This is a genomic window from Silvanigrella aquatica (genome assembly GCF_001907975.1).
Classification (GTDB): domain Bacteria; phylum Bdellovibrionota_B; class Oligoflexia; order Silvanigrellales; family Silvanigrellaceae; genus Silvanigrella; species Silvanigrella aquatica.
On record NZ_CP017834.1, the window covers coordinates 1314843 to 1333153 of the forward strand.

The following is an 18311-nucleotide window of genomic DNA, read 5'->3' on the forward strand; positions in this document are numbered from 1 at the left end:
CAATTTCTATTTTGAATTTTCATAGGAACATAATTCGGCCGCAATGTCTGTGCGAAAATGCGGCTGGGATAAAGTTCCATCTGAGTTTTTAAGTTGAATTTTATTCATAGCTATGTAGGCATTTTTTTGCGCTTCCTCAAAAGTTAATGCAGTTGCGGTGACGCCAAAAGCACGCCCCCCCGTTGTGGAATTATCTGGTTCGATTGCGGTAGGAATAAATTCACAATTTAACTCTGAAAATTCGTTATTTTCAGGAATAAGAACTTCTCTTCTTGCCGCACTTTTTTCAGGATATTCTGGTGAAGCTCCGACAACAAAAACTCTTTTTAAATTATCATGGGAAAAAGCAGTGCCCGATTTTTCAGGAAATAAAAATGGCAAACCTTTTGCTGTTCGGTATAATTCCGTATAAAAATCACGCTGCAAACCTGGAAGTAATACTTGGGTTTCCGGATCTCCCAGCCGGCAATTATACTCTAAAAGCCAAGCGGTGTTATTTTTATCCACCATAAATCCAGCAAAAAGGAATCCTTGATAAGGCATATTTCTTTTTACCAACTCGCGCAGAGTTTTTGTAAATGAATCTTTAATTTGTTCCCTTAATTGAGAATTTAATTGCATAGGAGAAACTGTTCCCATACCTCCTGTATTAGGTCCTGTTTGCCCATTATTTCTGCGTTTATAATCGCGAGCTATAGGTAACAAACGAAAGTTTTCACCGTTGCAAAGGGCAATGGCCGAAATTTCTTCACCCGAGAGAGTTTCTTCAATAAGGAAACAAGGTTCCCCTTGTTTTTTACTATATGTAGGAGCATTAATTTGTGCCGATAAGCTTTCCCATTCATTTAAATTAATTTCAATGGAATGAAGAGCTTCAATAACATCTTCTCGTTTAAATAAGACAAAAACACCTTTTCCTGCCGCAAGACTGTCGTATTTTATAACACAAGGTAATGAAAAATTATTTGAACTGCCATTTTCGATAAAACAATGGAGTGTTTCTTTTAATTTTTTCCAAGTTATTATTGTTGAGTCTGCTGTTTTAATTCCAGCACTGATAATAATTTCTTTACAAATAATTTTACTTGCTTCTAGAGAAGCACAGCCGAGCGAGGGAGCGAGAACGGGTATTTTAAATTCTTGACATGCGGCACTTATACCTTGCGCAATAGGAAGCTCAGGCCCCGCTATGACAAGGCCAACGCTATTTTCCGCAGCGAATTTTGCAATATCGGAAACATTTGTTGACGGACATTCTTTATACTTTGCGGTAAACCAATTTCTTTTTCCTGCGGCACAATAGACGCTATTCACCTCAGGTAATTTTGTAAATGAGGAATAAATAGAAAAGTCGCGTCCGCCATTTCCTGCGACAAGAATTTTTGCAGGCATAGTGGCAGAATCCATATATTCATTAAAAATATTTTTTGGAATAGGCCAATCAATTGAATAGGAATTGCAAATTTCAGAGGGAGTTACATTTCCTACAAAAGTTTCATATAGCTCAATGTATCTTTGAGAAATTTTGTGGGCTATTTCATCTGTTACTTTTTTGTCCGAAAAATAAGGATGATTTGCAGGATTTTCTTTAAAGTTTTCTGGTTTGCCTAATATTTTTATAAGTTCTTCACGTAAAAACTCTTTGGATAATTGCTTAGGGGAGGATAAATTTAAATTTTTGGCATACCAATAGCGAGAAGAATCGGGCGTGTGAATTTCATCTACAAGAATAATTTTATTTTGATACAATCCCATTTCATATTTTGTATCAACTAAAATGAGTCCACGTGATTGTGCTTCTTTTTCTCCAAATAAAAATAATTCAAGCGCCTTTTTTTCTATATAATTCCAATTTTCTTTTCCAACAATTTGTGCCGCTTGCTCACATGAAATAGGGCAATCATGGCCGGTTTCTGCTTTGGTTGTAGGAGTGAGAATCGGTTTTTCAAATTTTTGATTTTGGATCATACCTTCGGGTAACATAACACCATAAATTGAAAAAACGGCTGTAGCACCTTTTTCTTCATATAAACGCCAAAGACTTCCACTTAAATAGGAACGAACAATAATTTCTATAGGAAAAACTTGTGCTTCTTTTACTAATAAATGAGTTTCGTCAAGACATCCTATTAAACTATTTTCAATAATATGTTTTGTTTTATTAAAGTACCAAACTGAAATAGCTTGTAATATTTCTGCTTTTTTTTCAACTTCAAATGGGAATATGAAATCGAAGGCAGAAATACGTGGTGTTGTTTGAATGATTCTTGTTTCGTTATTAAGAATAGCGCTATTGCGAACTTTTCCAATATATAGGCTTTGTATAAATGCCATTTTAAAGCGCTCCCTTAAAAATATTGCTGTATCGTGATTAAATTTTCATTCATACTTTCAATAGGAATATTTCCTCCTGAAAAAATGGCACGGCTAAAAGGAAAAATAATTTCGTTAGGATGATTAGAACAATTGCGAATTACATTCCAATCAGAACTTTGCACCCCTAACCCTGGCGCTAATACGGACAAATTGCTTTCTTTTAATTCATCAGAAAATAGAACTTCATTGCGATTTGCGGCAACAACGACTCCGGTAGTGCAATATAATGACTCTTCTCCTTGAAATATTTCATTGCGGATTTCCGAACAAGCTAGTAGGGTTTTTTTCCAATTACTTTGAATAAAGGAAAGATGGCCTTGGCTCGATTCGCTTGTGGCACATAAAACAAAACTCCTCGCTTTTTTGCCACAATGTTTCGCGCCTTCTTCATAGGCCATTTGAATTGTTTTTTCACCTAAAAAGGGGCTTAAAGTAACACCGTGAGCACCTAGTGAATGAAAAACAAAATTTAAATATGCTTTAAAAGATGTTGAAATATCATTAAATTTAGCATCTAAAATAATAGTGTATTGTTTTTGAAAGCGTGCAATTAATTCTTCTAATAATAAAATACCACTACTGCCATAAGAAAGAAAATAAGCTAATTGTGGTTTGATAACACGGTGCTCTAAAGAGCTCGAACAGAAATCAAGAATTTCCATGTGCTTATAGACGGAGTCACGAAAACTTTCCAAATCATTTTTATTAGGATTGGGATCGATACCTAGGCAAAGTTTTAAATTAGGATGATTTTTCATTTAAGCCTTTCTCAAATCTTTCAGCGGCAAGAATATGTTCCCCATTATTTTGCGAATAGGAAACAAAGTGTCCCATTTTTCTATTTGTTTTTGCTTCTAATTTACCATAAAGAATAACATCTATAATTTCGGGTTGATGTTGCCATGAACTCAAATTTAATTCACTTTTGTTACCTTGTGAGATCCAGCAGTCACCCAGTAAATTTCCCATGCAATAATAACCAGGATGTAGTTTAGGTTGATGCAGGGGAAGATTCAAGAGAACCCGTGCATGAGCATCAAATTGGCTTAGGTTACAGGCATTTCGTGTAATGTGTCCCGAATTATGTGGACGTGGTGCAAATTCATTTACATAAACATAAAAACCATTAACGCTATTTTGATGAGTGTAGTTACTTTTTTGTTTTGTTATGAAAAACTCTGTGGTGAGAAGTCCTACAACATTAAGTTTTTCAGCAGCTTTTATTGCAATATTTTTTAATTCATTTTGCACTGAGTCTGGTAATTGGGATGGGACAGTTGTGTGTTTCAAAATATGATGGGCATGAACATTGTCAAATATAGGAAAACAAACTGTATTTCCATTGAAGTCACGTGCCACAATACAGCTAGCTTCACATTCTATGTCAATTTTTTCTTCTGCAATGAGAGGGACAAAATTATCTTTTGTGAATTGATTTGCAAACTTATTTAAATCATTGTGATCGGCAATAAACCATTGTCCTTTGCCATCGTATCCACCAGTAGCTGTTTTTAATATAAACGGAAAGGATAAATGTTTTGTTGTTAAAGAAATATATTCGTAATTTTTAATTTCAAAAAAAGCGCAGACAGGAAATTGATTTTCTTTTAAAAAGTTTTTTTCATATATTCTATTTTGTGTTGTTGTGAGTGCATGAGCGGAAGGAATTAAGGGGGTGCTGGTTTCTTGAACCAATGAGTTTAATAATTCTGTTGAAACATTTTCAAATTCATAAGTTACAACGTCACATTTAGAGAAAAATTCTTTCAACTTATTAAAGTCATTCCACTCTCCTTGGTAGTGATAAGGGGAACGAAAAAAAGAAGGGGAATGGGGATCGGGATCGTAAAACATAACCCTGGCTCCCAGCTTCATGAGGGATTCGCAAAGCATCCCTCCCAGTTGGCCACCTCCCAAAATGCCAATTGTTTTCATAACTGTTTATCCCTTTGTCTTTTTTCGATTTTTAATTAATATTTCTTGTACAACTTCATTTCCTTCAAGTGCTTTTGCTGCTCTTTTTTCTCGCCAATCAGAAAGCTTTTGTAATAATTTTTTATTATCAAGAGCTAAAATTTGGATAGCGAATAAGGCGGCATTGGTGGCGCCCGCCTGCCCAATAGCAAAAGTAGCTGTGGGAATACCGCCTGGCATTTGTACAATAGATAAAAGGCTATCAATTCCTTTTAATGCTTTTGATTGTACAGGAACGGCTAAGACTGGAATTGTGGTTAAAGCACTGACCATTCCGGGAAGGTGGGCAGCGCCTCCTGCACCCGCAATAATTAATTTTATTCCCTTATCAGCAGCTGATTTAGCAAAGTCATACATTAAATCGGGAGTTCTGTGTGCACTTATGACCTGTATGTCATAAGGTATTTCAAATTCTATGAGAATACCTTCAGCATGTTTTAATGTTTCATAGTCGGAGTGACTGCCCATAATGATACTGACTACGTTTTTAGAATTCATTTTTACAACACTTCCCGCTTTTCAGCATAGCCTTTGGTTTGGGCAATTTCATCTTGATAGTTTCCTGTGAAGCACGCTGTGCACCAACCCCCATTTTCTTTTTCTTCTTTTTGCAATGTGGGTTTTTGTTGGAATTTTTGCATAACGGCGATGAGTTGTTCTTCAGATAAAAAGGCGAGAGTCTCAGATTTTAAGTGATCATTCATTTCGAGGGGAGTCATAATTTGGGCGAGGAGTTCTTTGCGTTTAGGAGTGTCAATCCCATAATAGCAGGGGTACTTTACAGGAGGAGAGGCGATACGCATATGAACTTCTTTAGCTCCCGCTTCATAAAGGAGTTCAATAATTTTGCGAGATGTTGTCCCTCGCACAATGCTGTCATCGATGACAACTACCTTTTTTCCCCGAACTGTCTCTCGTACAGGATTTAATTTTAAGCGGACTTTAAAATTCCGGACATTTTGTGTGGGTTCTATAAAAGTTCTTCCCACGTAGTGATTGCGAATAAGTCCAATTTTGTAGGGAATTCCAGAAGCGTGAGCATATCCCATAGCCATCGGAACACCACTGTCGGGGACGGCAATAACCATGTCGGCATCAACAGGGTTATTTTTTGCAAGGGCTTCGCCCATGGCAAAACGGGCATCATTTGCTAAAATATTCCATACCAGACTATCAGGTCTGGCAAAGTAAACATGCTCAAAAATGCATTTGGCATGTTGTCTTTTTAGACTTTGAAATGCAGTCAAATTAAAATAATGACTTTTCCTCTCGCCCGTTGCTAATTCAATAGAAAGAATTTCGCCAGGAGCGATGTCGCGAATGAAAGTGGCGCCGACGAGATCCATGGCGCAAGTTTCACTGGAAAGAACCCAACTTGGCAGTCCATTACTAGATTTTAATTTTCCTAAGGAGAGAGGGCGGTAGCCACAGGCATCGACCACAGCATACAAATGAGTTGGTGTTAAAATTAAAAGTGAAAAAGCACCGCAAAGTTCTTCAAAAGAATGCATGAGCTTTTCCAAAAATGTGGCTTTATTGCTGCGTGCCATAATGTGGAGAATAAGTTCGGTATCTGCGGTGGCTTGTAAAATAGCACCAGAGTTTTCTAAGTGAGTGCGTAGTTCGTCTGAATTGACAATGTTTCCATTGTGAGAAAGGGAAACAGGAATTCCTCCAATGCGTGCTGTCAGGGGTTGAATATTGGCGCCAATATTGCCACCCGCCGTACTGTAGCGGACATGACCTAACGCGTGATTGCCTTCAAGTTTGACAAGTTGTTCTTCTTTAAAGACATCAGAGACAAGTCCTGCGTTGCGGTGTGTGTGAATGACGTTTTCATCTGTGCAGGAAATTCCTGCACTTTCTTGGCCGCGGTGCTGTAGGGCAAAGAGACCAAGGTAAGCAATTTTTGAAGCGTTTTCTGTGTTTGTAACTCCAAAAACTCCGCACATTATGTTGTTTCCTTATCTGCACAAGAAAGTGTTTCAAAGTAACGTTTGAGTGATTTTGAATAGAGACTGTGAACAGTGTTAAAATCACACAATGGCATTTTTATACTAGATTGTATAGATTTTAGATAGCCAACTTTTGAAATAATTAAATTTTTAATATCTTGTTTTAAAAATTCATCGGCAGATTCTTGGGATTCAAATCCCACAATAAATCCCATGTTACCTTCTGCAAAAAGTTCTTTTGTAGAAGTTTTCCAAATTTGACTTGTGACTTCTAAGTTGCATTGTGATTTTAAGGCGCTCGAAACTAAGGAGCCTAACATACCACCATGACCAATAGGAAAGCACATTTTAGGTGTGAATTTTGTAATAGAGGAAAGAATAAATCGCCATAATTCTTTTTCAAGTTTTATATTCACTATAGGGCAGTTTGAATTTTCACCACCGATTAACCATGCTGTTTGTGATGCTTCATAGCTTGAGTGATTAAAGACACCTCCATAGGCAACATGATAAAGTACCACAGAATTTTTATCTGCATTTTCAAAGTAGCGATTTGGTAAGGAATCTAATGGAACTTTAGCAATATCATCGATGCGTCCTACAATGCCAAGCATAGGTGTAGGGGGGATGGGTTTACCCGATGTTTGATTATTTAAACTCACATTGCCGCTGACCACAGGAATATGAAGTTCTTTGGCAATAAGGTTCAGACCGTCTACGGCATCGGAGATTTGGCGCATGACCTCAGGAGATTTTGGACTGCCAAAGTTAAGGCAATCCGTCATAGCAAGAGGAACGGCACCTGTTGCTACAACTTTGCGTGCTATTTTTAGAGCAGAAGCGGCAGAACCTTCATAAGGGTTGAGTTCAACCCAGCGTTCTTCACATCCGCCTGCAGCCGCAATGCCAATGCGTGTTGAATTTCCCAAAGCATCTTGTTCTTGGGCATATTGAGGCAGTCTAACCACGCCCGCTGCTGCCGATTGCATAGCGCCACATCCTGCTACGGTGTTACCTTGCACTGTAGAACAGTAATTATGGTAAACAGGGGAGCGATCAGCATGTGCTGGATGAGAAAATAATTTAGAAATAAATTTAGGATATTTTTCAACAAAATTTTCAAGATTGATATTATTTAAAATATCTTTATGCGCATTTTGATTTAAAATATTTAAAGATAAAGAAGGTTTATGAGTGTCTTTTTCGCCATGCCAAGCGGTTTCAGCAGTCTCATTTTTAAGTATTTTATGATTATTTAAATACTCTTCTCTACTTTGCAGAGGCCATTCATTACGAGGCGCTTCTTCAACTAAAATAGGAACAGGAGTTGCCGTAACAATTTTATTATCAAATACACAGGTAAATAAACCGGTGTGGTTGACTTTACCAATAACTGCGTAAGAAATATTGAATTTTTCAAGTTCTGAAAGAACAGCTGTCATGTTATGAGGTGCTACCGCACAGAGCATGCGCTCTTGAGATTCACTCAATAAAATTTCCCAAGCTTGCATGTTGCTGGCGCGTTGCGGTACTTTGTTGAGATCGATAACAACACCACAACCAGAGCGTCCCGCCATTTCAACAGAACTTGATGTGAGTCCAGCGGCACCCATGTCTTGCAGACCCACGGTTAGTTTCTTTTCAATTAAAGACAAAGTCGCTTCCAGTAAGACTTTTTCCGCAAAAGGGTCGCCCACTTGAACTGTGGGTTTTAATGTAGCTCCGGCTGCGGAAAATTCGGAACTGCTCATAGTCGCGCCATGAACTCCATCGCGTCCTGTTGCCGAACCAAAATAAATTAAAACATTTTCATTTTCTGGAAAGAGAGTTTCATTTATTTCTTTAGTTACTTCTGTTGTTACTTTAATATTTGGAATAATTTTTGCAGATTTTTGTTTTAATAGGCTTACTTCTTCTTCGCTAGCTTCGGAAAGTATGCCTTTAAATATTTTGTCTTTATGAACTATTCCTGCGCTAAAAGCATTAACAAGAATATTTTTGCTGTAATTATGGTGAAAACTGATGTCTCCACTCACTGTAGGAACTCCTACAGAATTTCCATAATCACCAATACCGCGTACTGTGTCACGAAGTAATGATGCATTCCATGTGCCTTCACCGAATCGCAAACAATTTAAGCCGACAATGGGATTCGCGCCCATGCAGAACACATCGCGTAAAATACCACCCACTCCTGTTGCTGCTCCTTGATAAGGTTCCAAGTAGCTAGGGTGGTTGTGTGATTCCATTTTAAAAGCAATACCATAATCTTTATTAATAGCGATAACGCCGGCATTTTCTCCAGGTCCTTGAATGACCCAAGGTTCTTCGGTGTGGAATCTTTTTAAATGCACACGTGAAGATTTATAGGAACAGTGTTCACTCCAAAGAGCACCGCATACAGCGAGTTCTTCTGAGGAAGGAAGACGTCCTAGTTGTTTGCAAAACTTATTGAGTTCTTCTTCATTTAAACCAAAATGTTTTGCTTTTTCTTTAATTTCATTTGTAATGAGGGTTTGATCAAACATAGGTATTCACTCCCGGATTAATTTCTTTGTGAATTGTTCAAGCGAGCTGCCATTTTTAATTTTTATATTTCGAGATTGGGAAATACCAAGTAAGAAAAATAATCCTTCGTCGCTGCCAAGATAAATATCGGAAGCGCGTTCAGGGTGTGGCATCATACCAAATATTAAACCGGATTTATTTGTGACCCCAGCAATGGATTTATAACTGCCATTTTCATTGCGGTTGTAATAAACTACAGCGTTATTTTCCGCAATTTCTTTTTCATTTTCGTCTAAAGGAGGAAGCCAGTTCCCCATGCCGCAGGACATGGGTATTAATGTTTCATTTGCATAGATTTTTTCAATATTTTTAAGAGTATTTCCCTTAAATTTAGGAATCCAAACACAATTGTGATTTGGGTTACATTCATCCATAAATTTGGAATCTATTCTTATCGAAACGGGAAAATGATGATGTTGACGTGTGATATTTTTTACTAAAGCACCGGGTAAAAGCCCGCTTTCGCATAAAATTTGAAACCCGTTACAAATGCCTAAGATAGGAATATTTTCTTTAGACTTTTCTTTTACAAAAGCCATTTCTTTTGTGCGCGAGGCAATGGCTCCCGCCCTCAGATAGTCCCCAAAACTGAATCCCCCAGGAACGAAAATAGCATCGATTTCACTTGCTGTAAGCGAACCGTGCTTTTCCAAATCGAGGAATTCAGCTTCGGTTTCAAGATTATTGGAAATCCACAACAAGGATTCCTTTTCGCAATTTGTTCCAGGAAAAACCGGTATTAGGGTTTTTTTCTTCATTGGACGACCTCAACCTTATACTGCTCTATGACAGGGTTGTGCAAAACCTCGCCAGCATATTTCTTGATATTGTCTGGTTTAGAATTACCAGGCATACGGATAAAAAAGCACTTTTGCTGGCGCATGCTCATGACGTCATTGCCAGATATCCTGATATCGTTTGCTATTGTTTTTGCCTCAGTGTCAAGGACATCGGGAAGAAGTTCTACAGTTACTTTAATAACTCTTTGAAGTGCGGGGACTTTTATATTCACATGTTCGGATTTTTTACGAACAAATTCTTCTGGGGTGATGCCATACACTCGTTTAAATGTGACTTGTGCAGAGTTAAGATACCGATCTGTTTCAAAAAGAGCAGATATGGTATGAACGCCTACAATTTCACAGACTTTTTTGTTAGCTAAAAGATCTTCTAAAAACTGCTTTTGATTGACATGACTTGTAGCAACCTTGGCAGATATTTGCAGCGCAATGGATTGGACCAATTCATAGGCCGCAGTGCGGTTCATGCCACTTGAGACAAGTGCGGTTAAAACGCTTTGGCTTGCCCAAAGTCCACCGGTTTTCCAAAGATTTGCCTGCATAGCTTCGGGGCGGATTTGCATTCCTTCAATGAGAGAAGCGCAGCGCGAAAGGATAAAATCGGTAGTGACAAAGATATCGGGGAGAGCAAAACGCTCTACGCTGCTGTGAGAAATATCCCGTTCATGCCATAAAGCAACATTTTCACAAAGCATAGATGCATAACCACGAATGGTGCGCGTTAGTCCACATAAATTTTCCGCTAAAATTGGATTTTTCTTATGCGGCATGGCAGAGCTGCCTTTTTGCTTTTTGCCAAAAGGTTCTAAAACTTCGCCCAGCTCTGTGCGTGCCCAATGGCGGAGATTTGTGGCAAAGCGATCGACGGCGTTGGTTGCCGATAAAATAGCTGCCGCCACGGACACGAGGCGATCCCGTGGAATGACTTGTGTTGCCACAGCTTCGGGTTCTAAATTCAGTTTGTTTAACACGGCAAGTTCAAATTGAGGTGAAAATTGCGAGTAAGTGCCTACAGCTCCTGATAATTTTCCAAAGGACATGGTTTTTTGGGCTTGTAAGATTTCAAGGTGCGCTCTTTGAAATTCAGCAAAATGACTGGTGAGAACCTGGCCAAAGGACATGGGTTCGGCATGAATGCCGTGAGTGCGGCCAATGCAAGGGGTTTGCGCGTGTTCAAACGCACGAACAGCTAAGTTTTCTCTAAGTTTTTGAAGTGTATTTGAAAGTATTTCGAGGGATTTGCGTGTGCGAAGGGAAAGGCTGGTGTCGAGAACGTCGGAGCTGGTGAGTCCTTTGTGGAGGAAATGTCCTTTGTCTCCCATGGCATCTCCCACTTCTGAGACAAAAGCAATGACATCGTGGCCCGTTTCCTGTTCCCGGTTAAGGTAGTGGGAAGGAGTCTTGCTGCCCAAAGCGGAGTCAAAAACGTTAAGAACTTCTTTGGGGGCTTCCCCGGAATCTACAAGCGCTGAAAGATGTGCTTTTTCAACCTCGGCCCACGACGCGTATTTTGCGTCTTCGGTCCAGATAGCCTTCATTTCTGGGCGAGAATAACGTTCAATCATAATGCAAACCTCCGGGTTTTATATGTCTGTTCACACGGTCAGTTTTTCTTAAGAAAAAATATTCTTTTGTACAAGTACAATTCACACAAATAGATAAAAAATAAGTGGTTTTAGATGTTTACCAGCTTAATCCGACGTCGAGGAAGAGCATTAAAATAAAGCCAAAAATAAACCCTGCCGTAGCTTGGGATTCATGACCCTCTTTGTGGAGTTCGGGTATCATTTCACCACAAATAACGTAAAGCATGGCTCCTGCAGCGAGTGATAGTCCTCCTGGCAGCATGGCGTGGGAAAATACTGTGGAAAGGCATCCTAATAACGCGCCAAATGATTCGGCTAGACCTGCAATGAGAGTGGCATTGATGGCATACTTATTAGAAAATCCGTATGATTTTAAACACAGGGCAACAACAAGTCCTTCAGGAATGTCTTGTAAAGCAATTCCAATGATAATGGGCAATGCGATTTGTTCTGTGCCGCTTCCCATACCTACACCAACGGCCAAGCCTTCAGGAAAGTTGTGAATGGTAATGGCGAGAATAAAAAGCCAAATGCGCTTGAGTGATTTTGCTTCTCCGCCTTCTTTGCCTTTTAAAAAATGTTCATGGGGGATTTTTTTATTTAAATAACTAATTCCAAAACTGCCCAGCAAAATAAACAAAGATAAATAAGCGGCAATAAATAATTTATCTGTAAATTGATGTTCCAATAATAAAATGGCAGGATTTATGAGAGAAAAACAAACGGCACCTAACATAACTCCTGCGCTTATGCCCATTAAAATATCTCTAATCTTATTAGAAATATTTTTAATAAAAAAAACAGGGATGGCTCCCACGCAGGATGCAAAAAAAGTAACAGCGGCACCAATAGAAGCAAGAGTTAGAAATGAGTGAGATTGAGAAAGCACTTGAAAATAATTTTCCTTATTTATTTAAATTTGATACTGAAATTAACGCAAATGCTTTAATCCTTTTGCCACTGCGGTAAGTTTCATGAATTCATGGATTTTGGAGCGGTTCACTCCTAAATCCATAACTGCTTTTTCATGGGAAACAACACACTTTTCACAGCTGTTTAAAATACTTACAGCAAGTGAAATAAGTTCAAACTTTTCTTTACCCATCAAGGGTTTTGCTAAAGAATTCATACGAAGACCAGGAGTTCCGTAATCTGTTACTGCTTTGGTGTCATTGCGTTCTGCAAAAAATCTGAATTTATAATATGTATTTAACATTCCCATAATTGCTGGAATTTGTAAAGCTTCATTAATTTGTTCGTGGGGAATTTGAATGGAATTTGCGAGTTCAACTCCCAACATTTGAAGATTTGAAAATTCAAGCGTCTTTCCGAGTGCCGCTAAAAGTAAGCAAAGTTCATCTTCAGAAAGAATACTTGATGAGGTTAGTTTTTCAAAGTTGAGTTTGAGGTCTTTAACTGCTAGGCCTTCAAGTCCTTCGGTATGTTTTTCTAAAAAAATTGTAATTGAGTCTTGTAAATTCATCTTTATTTTCCTTCAAATTTTATTTTTAAAAACACCGCTTATTTAGGGCGGTGTTTATCTTTGTTACTTAATAGTTGCTTGTCCCTTTTCCCAGTTGCAAGGACAAAGTTCATCAGTTTGAAGAGCATCTAGTGTGCGTAATACTTCTTTTACGTTGCGTCCTACAGAGAGATCGTTGACGCTGACCCAGCGCACAACTCCTTCGGGATCCACAATGTAAGTCGCTCTAAAAGGCACTTTGTCTGTGGGATGTAAAATTCCAAGTTCTTCACTTAAATTTTTTGTATTGTCAGCGAGCATAGGGAATTGCAAATTTTTGAGATCTTCATGATGTTGGCGCCAAGCCAAGTGTACATATTTTGTGTCTGTGCTAACACCGTATAAGTCCGTGTCGCGATCGAGAAATTGTTTGTAGAATTTATTAAACTCCGCAATTTCTGTGGGGCAAACGAAAGTGAAATCCATAGGCCAGAAGAAAAAGACAGACCATCTCCCCTTCATTGTTTCATTGCTGATTTCGGCGAATTCTTTACCATGTTCCAAGGAAACAACAGCTGGTATGGAAAATTTAGGAAATTGTTCAGAAACTCCAAGAATACGTGACATAATGTCTCCTTAATAATGAAAATGTTTAAGCACTTCTAAAAATGGCTAGGATGGTTTTTAAAAGAGAAGCCTAAAATTAAACATAAGCTTAATTTAGAATTAATCTAAATTAAGAATTATGTCAAGTAAGGGTAGTAAAAGATTTTATGCTTTAATAAATTGATTTTATTTGCTAAAAAATAAAAGCCCTCATTTACAAGAAAGAGGGCTTTTATTGCAAAATTAAAATTTTAGTTTGCTTCTAAAGATTTTTTGAAAAAAGATTTTGCAGAAGTGAGGTTCTTTTTTTCGCGCATGCAAATGCTTAAAGTAGAATCTTGACGATCGCGCGCACGGTACATGTATTTCCAGTCGCCGTTGCATTTGATGTAGGATTCTTCCACATCATAGCTTGGTATGCGTTTACGAGATTTTTTGTCAACATTATCTCCGAATTTTTGAACCCATTCGTAAATAGTTTTATGAGAAACTTCAACGCCGTGAGATAACATTTTTTCGGAAACGGAACGAAAAGTCATATTTTGTTGGAAATAAAACTGAACCGCAGTTTCAATAACTGCCCAAGGGTAACGGTGTTGTTTATCAATTCTTTCTTTGTTTGCCATTATAACAGACTCCTTGCAGAAAATAAGCATAACCTCACGCTACATAGCCTTGTGGTTTAAAGGTAACGTAACAGTATTTTTTTGATATCTCAAAAGAATTTCACTGGCAAGAGATTATTTATATTATTTGTTAGAAAGCTGTTTATTCTGTTAAGGATCGCGTTAAGAAATGAGTAGTTCATTTGATACAGTATTAATTTCAAGTATTTGCGCGAACTTAGCGCTCATGCCAATCCAGCGTTCAATAGCAGGTTTTACCATTCCTACAAGGACATAACAGGCATCTTTTGCGTGGCCATGAACAGCAAGTAGTGTGGCATCTTCAACGTGATAGGCAATGGCATCGAGTTGTTTTAAAAAAGTTTGTGCTTCTGGCTCTATCTTTTCTGGATCTTTATTTAATAGGTAAATAGGACGTGCGCCCAAAGATAGAAATAAATTGCAATCATTCAAAAGTGTTTCTAAGCTCTTTTCATAGTTTTTTTCTGAGTCCCAGAGCTTTAATGTGACAACTTTTAAATCAAAAACGAGAAGGCCGGCCATATCCAGTGCCACTTGAAGACTTTCGTAGGACAATTGTTCTGCTGTATCAAGCTTTGCATCTACGGTGTCTTCGTTTTCAAGTTTCAGACGGAGAAATTCAGGGTTATCAAGATCAATACTGCTATTATTTATACATAATGCTGTTACAGAGCTATTGTTTCTTTGTGCAATCGATTCCAGCTTCGTCATCAACGCAGAAAGCGTATCAATACTTTGCAGCGGTGGGATTCTTTTTCCATTTACCCTTACATCAGCCATGAATTTTTTCCTCCTAAATCATTTCGATAAAACTTTCTTATATAAATTAAGCTGGTCTTTTTTGGTTTTCCGACCTTTGAATTTGATTGATTAAGCTATGCGCTCTGCTGTTCATGGGGTCGAGAGTTAAAATATTTTCCATGAGCTGCTGAGCAATGTCGGCTTTTCCCATTTTGTATTCAATGCTACCAAGGGTGTAGATCATATTTACATCATGAGGATGAATGTCCAAATAACGAATTAATATGCGTTCAGCATCTGTATATTCATTTAATTCAAATGAGAGTTTTACCAAATTAAAGATCGCAACGGTGTTGTCTGCTTTTAAATGACAAGCGCGAATTGTCCAGGAGAGTGCTTCTTTGAATTCATTTAATCCTTCAAATGCTAATCCCAAACCTAAACTTGCCATGTCGTCATTGGGTGTTAAACTGACAGCTTTTTGGAACTGAGGAACGGCAATATTATAATTATTTCTTTGTAAAGCAACTGTACCTAAACCAATAAAACACTTCGCACAGTAAGGATCGAGTTCGAGTGCTTTTGTATAGTTTGAAACGCCATTATCAAGGTCACCAAGTTTGGTGAAGCAGTCGCCTATTAATCTAAATAAATTTGCCTGCTGTACAACAGATAATCCACTTTTTTGGAAAGCTTGAGAGATTAAATTAATGGCATCAATATATTGTTTTGCAATGACCATTTCTTCTATTTGATTAATAAGCTTTGATGTGTTCTCTGTTTCTGCAACAGGTACGCTTATAATGAGTGTTTTAAAAATCTCTGAAATTTCATTGGCTGTTTTTTCCAATGGGAATTCATTTGCGAGAGCTTTTTTTATAGCATTTTTTACATTTGTTACTTTATCTTGTTTTTCAATGGTTTCTTGCATAAGTCGCGCTAAACTGTGAATGCTACCTGAAGAAAAAGTTTTATAAAAGCGGCTAATCCATTCGCCAATCCAATTGTTGCCATTTGAAATCGTAATAATATCTGAGGACAGAGCACACATGACATCATAGGTGCTATCTAAATATTTGAGAGCATTTCCATTTACGGGAGAAATAGGTCCATGAATTACGGCGTCACATACAGAAATCACGCAAGAAAATTGATTGCCCACAATTTCTTTTATGCCATCCCCATTGGGATTTAAAAAGTAAACATGATCGTCTAAACTCATTTCTACAACACTTTGTCTGATGTCTGCTCCGGCCGATCCTGTACCGCAAAAACACAGTCTCGCTTTTCCTTGAAAGCTAGGATTGCTCTGCAATAAGTTTTTAAATGCAAAGACAGAATCTAAAGCCCCCGATTCAATTTCAAGAGGCCCTAAGTGGAAAAAGATAAAGTCGGTTTCAGGGAGCCCTAAGGAAGAGCGCAATTCAATGCGTCTGATTGCGGACATTTCCGAGGAGTAGCGTTGTGTATTGATTGCGCGGGCGACGCGGCGGATTCTTTGAGAACTCACTTCTTCTAAATAGGACCAGGTGGCTCCGTCTTTATCAAAGCATAAAATAATATCTGCATTTTTTAACACTTCTTTACGAACAGTTCGTTCCCTTGCGATATTGGGCAACGGGGAGCCATTTATAGAGCGAGTTCCTAAATTTGCATGAGGAGGTCTGGGTGCATTTTGCCAAATAACAAGCCGTGCTTGATTCATTCTTTTTACTTTTGAAGCTTGATAGCTTGCTAAGGAATTTTCTCCTAAAGAAACAATAAGCGAATATTGTTCTAATTCTTTTTCAATTCCCGATAAAAATGTTTTATTTTCGTTCATGGAATCTAAAGTATAACAAGTTAAATAAAGAGGAGTATTAGAAGCGTTCATTAATTTTGCAAATTGCACAAATGCTTTTTCTTCGCTGATATGAGTGTATAATGCCCCTTCTACCCCCATTTTTTTAACGCATAAATTCCACATTTCAAGTTCACAAGGGTGGGGCAGTTGCGGCGCAACAAAAGCAATTTTTTTGTACTTATTTAATATGTGGGAAGCATGTTTTTCTTGCGTTTCGGCAAGAATTTTTCCGCTTTCACCTTCAATTATGGAAATCAAATCATTTGGTTTTAATTTTTTTGCATCACTAACTATGCTTTCAAGGGATCTGCTCTGAGTCATTGTAAATTATCCCCCTAAATATGCTTGAGAATGAATGTATGCGCTTGTTACTTTTCTATGTGACTGAATTTTATTTAAATCTTTAGATAACAATTCAAGAATTTGTTTAAGTAACTTTGTAAACTTATCATCGTGGTCAGCTATTGTGTTTTTAAATAAATTAATTTCATTTTTATCATAATTAGGGTGATTTTTTATGACTTGTAGGAAACTTGAGATCATCGCTTTTCTTTGCGTCATAAATTTTTGTGCAATGATATTGAGCTGATTTTCATTTTCTGATGTGTTATAAACCCCTAAATGCAGCTCTTTAAAAAGTTGGGTATGAAGTTTCCTCCATTTATCCCAAAAGCATAAAAATTCATTTTTTAATGAAGAAAAGACAAAAGCTTTTGAAAGTTCTGAATTTATGGTTTCGTAAAACGAGACCCCATGAAATACGGTCTTTTCCACCATTCAATTCCTTTAAAGTAAAAAATTTTTAATGAAGCCTTGTTTAAAGTTTATTAGAATGCTCTAGTATTAATCAATTCATGGGGAGTGTTGCTTTTTTGGCTGAAATCCTGCACTTTTTTCTACTATGCAAGATATTTCTATCTTGTCCATTTGGGAGAATATTTTTATGAAAAATCAATTCATTGGCACATCTCTAGATGTAGATGACGGAAAGGTAACATTAACAGACTATATGGGAAGCGATCTTTCTGTAGTCAATGCGGCACGAGTGAGTTTTGGTAAAACCAAAACCGAAATGGATGATAAAGACGTCAAATTAATTAAATATTTAGCAGCTCATAAACATATGAGCCCTTTTCGTCACGTTGTTTTCACCTTTGCACTTGAAGGAGTTTCCGAAGTCGTCTGTCGCCAACTTTATAAACACCAAGTGGGATGTGCTTATACGAGCGGTGAATTTAAAGAAGCAGCTACTACTTGGAATGAAATTTCAGGACGTTATGTTGAGTTTGATCCTGAGTTCCACTTCCCCTCTGAATTTCGTAAGCAACATAAAAGTAATAAACAAGCTTCCTTAGAAGGGGAGTGCGTGGAAAATAATGTAATGGCTCGTGCCATATATAAAGAAGCCATTGATCAAGGATTTTCGGCATATAAAAAATTACTTGAATTGGGAGTTTGCAAAGAACAAGCGCGTATGGTTATGCCCGTGAGTTTTAAAAATTCTCTTGTTTGGACTGCATCTTTAGAAGCTGTGGCTCATTTTATAAAATTACGTGATCACGAGGGTGCCCAATTAGAAATTCGTAATTTAGCGCGTGCTATAAAGAAATTAATTGATCCCATTTGTCCTCACTCTCTTGATGCTCTTGTGAATTCTGAAAAGTAGAAAAATATTCCTACAGCCCTGAAAAACTTTACCGATATGCAAAAAGTACGCAGAGCAATTCGCTGGCGGTACATTTGTATTAGTTTA

Annotated in this window: 16 protein-coding genes; 1 reads left to right on the forward strand and 15 read right to left on the reverse strand. The window is 37.7% G+C overall.

The window, feature by feature from the left end; translation table 11 throughout:
* Positions 1–6: 6 nt before the first annotated feature.
* The 15 genes from AXG55_RS05485 to AXG55_RS05555 all read right to left on the reverse strand — a co-directional run bounded on the left by AXG55_RS05485 (position 7) and on the right by AXG55_RS05555 (position 17335).
* Positions 7–2334, reverse strand: a complete 2328-nt coding sequence (locus tag AXG55_RS05485) for a phosphoribosylaminoimidazolesuccinocarboxamide synthase (RefSeq protein WP_148697124.1) — start codon at positions 2332–2334, stop codon at positions 7–9.
* A 14-nt stretch (positions 2335–2348) separates the two neighbouring features.
* Positions 2349–3134 (reverse strand): orotidine 5'-phosphate decarboxylase / HUMPS family protein, encoded by a 786-nt coding sequence (locus AXG55_RS05490; RefSeq protein ID WP_148697125.1) that lies wholly within the window; start codon positions 3132–3134, stop codon positions 2349–2351.
* A complete protein-coding gene (locus AXG55_RS05495) occupies positions 3118–4311 on the reverse strand; it encodes a 5-(carboxyamino)imidazole ribonucleotide synthase (RefSeq protein ID WP_148697126.1) in 1194 nt (397 codons plus the stop codon). The genes AXG55_RS05490 and AXG55_RS05495 overlap by 17 nt, the downstream gene beginning before the upstream one ends.
* 6 nt (positions 4312–4317) lie before the next feature.
* On the reverse strand, positions 4318–4848 hold the full coding sequence (gene purE / locus AXG55_RS05500; protein ID WP_148697127.1) for a 5-(carboxyamino)imidazole ribonucleotide mutase: 531 nt from the start codon (positions 4846–4848) through the stop codon (positions 4318–4320).
* 2 nt (positions 4849–4850) lie between these two features.
* Positions 4851–6302: an amidophosphoribosyltransferase gene (purF, locus tag AXG55_RS05505; protein WP_148697128.1), complete on the reverse strand. Its 1452-nt coding sequence runs from the start codon at positions 6300–6302 to the stop codon at positions 4851–4853.
* Positions 6302–8833 (reverse strand): AIR synthase related protein, encoded by a 2532-nt coding sequence (locus AXG55_RS05510; RefSeq protein WP_148697129.1) that lies wholly within the window; start codon positions 8831–8833, stop codon positions 6302–6304. The genes purF and AXG55_RS05510 overlap by 1 nt, the downstream gene beginning before the upstream one ends.
* A gap of 6 nt (positions 8834–8839) precedes the next feature.
* On the reverse strand, positions 8840–9631 hold the full coding sequence (locus AXG55_RS05515) for a phosphoribosylformylglycinamidine synthase subunit PurQ (protein ID WP_148697130.1): 792 nt from the start codon (positions 9629–9631) through the stop codon (positions 8840–8842).
* Positions 9628–11238, reverse strand: coding sequence for an adenylosuccinate lyase (purB, locus tag AXG55_RS05520; protein ID WP_148697131.1), 1611 nt, complete (start codon positions 11236–11238; stop codon positions 9628–9630). Before purB ends, AXG55_RS05515 begins: the two co-directional genes overlap by 4 nt.
* Positions 11239–11356: 118 nt before the next feature.
* Entirely contained in the window at positions 11357–12148 is a 792-nt protein-coding gene (locus tag AXG55_RS05525; protein WP_233231403.1) for a ZIP family metal transporter, read from the reverse strand.
* A 42-nt stretch (positions 12149–12190) separates the two neighbouring features.
* Positions 12191–12742, reverse strand: coding sequence for a carboxymuconolactone decarboxylase family protein (locus AXG55_RS05530; RefSeq protein ID WP_148697132.1), 552 nt, complete (start codon positions 12740–12742; stop codon positions 12191–12193).
* Positions 12743–12805: 63 nt separating this feature from the next.
* Positions 12806–13348, reverse strand: a complete 543-nt coding sequence (locus AXG55_RS05535; RefSeq protein ID WP_237243995.1) for a peroxiredoxin — start codon at positions 13346–13348, stop codon at positions 12806–12808.
* Between the two features lie 230 nt (positions 13349–13578).
* Complete coding sequence (locus AXG55_RS05540) at positions 13579–13953, reverse strand: DDE-type integrase/transposase/recombinase (RefSeq protein WP_233231404.1); 375 nt, start codon at positions 13951–13953, stop codon at positions 13579–13581.
* Positions 13954–14115: 162 nt separating this feature from the next.
* Positions 14116–14754, reverse strand: a complete 639-nt coding sequence (locus tag AXG55_RS05545) for a hypothetical protein (protein ID WP_148697135.1) — start codon at positions 14752–14754, stop codon at positions 14116–14118.
* A 46-nt stretch (positions 14755–14800) separates the two neighbouring features.
* Positions 14801–16879, reverse strand: a complete 2079-nt coding sequence (locus AXG55_RS05550; protein ID WP_148697136.1) for a tetratricopeptide repeat protein — start codon at positions 16877–16879, stop codon at positions 14801–14803.
* A gap of 6 nt (positions 16880–16885) precedes the next feature.
* Positions 16886–17335: a hypothetical protein gene (locus tag AXG55_RS05555; protein ID WP_148697137.1), complete on the reverse strand. Its 450-nt coding sequence runs from the start codon at positions 17333–17335 to the stop codon at positions 16886–16888.
* A 166-nt stretch (positions 17336–17501) separates the two neighbouring features.
* Here AXG55_RS05555 and thyX point away from each other — a divergent pair, with 166 nt between their 5' ends.
* Positions 17502–18224, forward strand: a complete 723-nt coding sequence (gene thyX / locus AXG55_RS05560) for an FAD-dependent thymidylate synthase (RefSeq protein WP_148697138.1) — start codon at positions 17502–17504, stop codon at positions 18222–18224.
* Positions 18225–18311: the final 87 nt, after the last annotated feature.

Bases quoted from the DNA above. Each gene is read 5' to 3' on its own strand.
- AXG55_RS05485 (WP_148697124.1), bottom strand. From the start codon at position 2,334: ATGGCATTTATACAAAGCCTATATATTGGAAAAGTTCGCAATAGCGCT.
- AXG55_RS05490 (WP_148697125.1), bottom strand. From the start codon at position 3,134: ATGAAAAATCATCCTAATTTAAAACTTTGCCTAGGTATCGATCCCAAT.
- AXG55_RS05495 (WP_148697126.1), bottom strand. From the start codon at position 4,311: ATGAAAACAATTGGCATTTTGGGAGGTGGCCAACTGGGAGGGATGCTT.
- purE (WP_148697127.1), bottom strand. From the start codon at position 4,848: ATGAATTCTAAAAACGTAGTCAGTATCATTATGGGCAGTCACTCCGAC.
- purF (WP_148697128.1), bottom strand. From the start codon at position 6,302: ATGTGCGGAGTTTTTGGAGTTACAAACACAGAAAACGCTTCAAAAATT.
- AXG55_RS05510 (WP_148697129.1), bottom strand. From the start codon at position 8,833: ATGTTTGATCAAACCCTCATTACAAATGAAATTAAAGAAAAAGCAAAA.
- AXG55_RS05515 (WP_148697130.1), bottom strand. From the start codon at position 9,631: ATGAAGAAAAAAACCCTAATACCGGTTTTTCCTGGAACAAATTGCGAA.
- purB (WP_148697131.1), bottom strand. From the start codon at position 11,238: ATGATTGAACGTTATTCTCGCCCAGAAATGAAGGCTATCTGGACCGAA.
- AXG55_RS05530 (WP_148697132.1), bottom strand. From the start codon at position 12,742: ATGAATTTACAAGACTCAATTACAATTTTTTTAGAAAAACATACCGAA.
- AXG55_RS05535 (WP_237243995.1), bottom strand. From the start codon at position 13,348: ATGTCACGTATTCTTGGAGTTTCTGAACAATTTCCTAAATTTTCCATA.
- AXG55_RS05540 (WP_233231404.1), bottom strand. From the start codon at position 13,953: ATGGCAAACAAAGAAAGAATTGATAAACAACACCGTTACCCTTGGGCA.
- AXG55_RS05545 (WP_148697135.1), bottom strand. From the start codon at position 14,754: ATGGCTGATGTAAGGGTAAATGGAAAAAGAATCCCACCGCTGCAAAGT.
- AXG55_RS05550 (WP_148697136.1), bottom strand. From the start codon at position 16,879: ATGACTCAGAGCAGATCCCTTGAAAGCATAGTTAGTGATGCAAAAAAA.
- AXG55_RS05555 (WP_148697137.1), bottom strand. From the start codon at position 17,335: ATGGTGGAAAAGACCGTATTTCATGGGGTCTCGTTTTACGAAACCATA.
- thyX (WP_148697138.1), top strand. From the start codon at position 17,502: ATGAAAAATCAATTCATTGGCACATCTCTAGATGTAGATGACGGAAAG.